The following is a 1,836-nucleotide window of genomic DNA, read 5'->3' on the forward strand; positions in this document are numbered from 1 at the left end:
AATGGCCATGGACTTCCCCTTCGGAGTGAGTTGATGAGATTCGCAACCCCATCGTGGCACTCGTTGCCGTTTGCCGCTACGCGGCTAGCTCCGGACGGGGAAGTCCCTTTCATTCGTTAGGCCGCATGCGTGTCATCTCGTCAGTAATCGTTGGCAAACCAGCGCAGCTTCTCTTTGATCTGTCGCAGAACTACGCGCGCCGCCTAGAATGGGACACCTACCTTTCGGAGGCGTACCTTCTAGGCAATGCACGCCAGGCCTCAATCGGTGCCGAGTCACACTGCAAGAGCAGGTCTGGCAGCGTCATGGTCTCAAGGTACATCTCGTACTCGCCGCCTACGCACGCCGCAGTTGAAATGATTCGCGGCCCATGGCCACTGCAGAAGTTCGGTGGCACGTGGAGGTTTCGCCAATGTGGTCCAGCCACAACCGAAGTTCAGTTCATCTACAACTTCAAACTTCGCCCCGCCGCCTTGCGGTGGCTTATCGAGCCGCTAGTCGCCCTGCTATACGGCCGAAGCATGCAGCGCAGGGCAGATGCGTTCAAGCACTGGGTGGAGAATGCGGCCTAACCCTTCCATCGAGAGGACGCTCATTCCGGCCTTCGGCCTCCAAGCGCCTCTCATGTCAAACGTTAGAGATCACAAGTCCAATGCCGAACGCCCTGCGCTTTTCGCTAGTAGCTACAGCAGTACTGTGGCTCAGCGCCATCCTGGTCGTCACGGCCATGGAGTACATCCAAGAACGACAGGGCTACTTCGTGCGCAGGGTGCTCCCGGTCGGCACTAGTTGGCAGGTTTATCAAATCGCAGTTCCGGGTCGGCCGCCAATCACCATCACCGAAGAAGAAAGACTTTGCCGCAACGAAAGACTCGCCGAGCTAGACCGTCAGGGCGGAGAGAGCATCTTGAATCCCAAAGAGTCTCCATGGGCATGTATCAAGTCACTCCCAGTGCTCATGGCAATCCGGTGGCCACAGTTCTTTCTAGCAGTGCTTGTTGGCCTCTCGCTGCTCATGCTCGGGTTAGCGCCAGGGCACTCAAGATCAACCTCAAAGCGTAGCGAGCAGTGATCTCTACCCCTTCCGTCGAGAGGACGCTTTCCGGCCTTCGGCCTCCAAGCGCCTCTCATGTAAAACGTTAGGCACTTCATCTCAACCGGAGGCAGCTGTGGAAAGTTGAAACTGAGTTCGCGGTCCGTCTCGGCGGCAACACATACATCAATACACCGAACCTCGTCGTTTTCCAAGGCACGCCAATCTTCCGTATCCGCCGGAGCGACGATGACGGAATGCTGGGCATCGACTTCGACGTCTTCGACGCAAAGGGCCAACGAGTTGCCACCTTCGCGAAAGGCGTAGTTGTCCAAGGTGACCAGGCGAATTACCAGATTGATGGTAGTCACGACGCGTACTCCGTAACTGAGCGATCAAGCGGCCGTGTCATTGCGCGCGTCCAACGTCGTGGCGTGCAAGGTGCCGAACTTGATGTTTACGTCCACATGTATCTCCCGAACGGCTTCTTGCTTGACGCCGGGCCTCAGGCAACGAATCTTGGTGGCGTCACCATGAGTGGCAACACGTTTAAGAATTGCGGGGCTGGCATTGCCATCGGGTAGCGTGCCTCTCAAGAAACTCCTTCCAAGTGACTGACCGGCAATGAGTTTTTCAGGCCGGTTGTGGCGCAGGAACAGGGACGACTTGCATGCCGAGCCTGGCGGCGCGTTGCGACAGCGCGCGCAGCACCCGCTCGCGGTAGCGCTCCTCGTAGTAGTCCTGCCCCTGGTCGGTGTATTCCTCGCCGCTGGTGAGCATCGTGAAGATCAGGCGCGCGAGCT

At 57.9% G+C, this 1,836-nt stretch carries 2 protein-coding genes; both read left to right on the plus strand.

What is annotated here, in order from left to right; genetic code table 11:
* The first annotated feature begins 125 nt into the window (after positions 1-125).
* Positions 126-572, plus strand: coding sequence for a type II toxin-antitoxin system RatA family toxin (locus E8D38_RS27485; RefSeq protein WP_140637460.1), 447 nt, complete (start codon positions 126-128; stop codon positions 570-572).
* Between the two features lie 718 nt (positions 573-1,290).
* The gene (locus E8D38_RS27490; protein WP_140637461.1) at positions 1,291-1,617 is read left to right on the plus strand and encodes a hypothetical protein; all 327 of its coding nucleotides are present in this window, start codon (positions 1,291-1,293) and stop codon (positions 1,615-1,617) included.
* The last annotated feature ends 219 nt before the right edge of the window (positions 1,618-1,836 follow it).

It is taken from the genome of Methylibium rhizosphaerae, assembly GCF_006386545.1.
Classification (GTDB): Bacteria; Pseudomonadota; Gammaproteobacteria; order Burkholderiales; family Burkholderiaceae_C; genus Pseudorivibacter; species Pseudorivibacter rhizosphaerae.

Bases quoted from the DNA above. Each gene is read 5' to 3' on its own strand.
- E8D38_RS27485 (WP_140637460.1), top strand. From the start codon at position 126: ATGCGTGTCATCTCGTCAGTAATCGTTGGCAAACCAGCGCAGCTTCTC.
- E8D38_RS27490 (WP_140637461.1), top strand. From the start codon at position 1,291: ATGCTGGGCATCGACTTCGACGTCTTCGACGCAAAGGGCCAACGAGTT.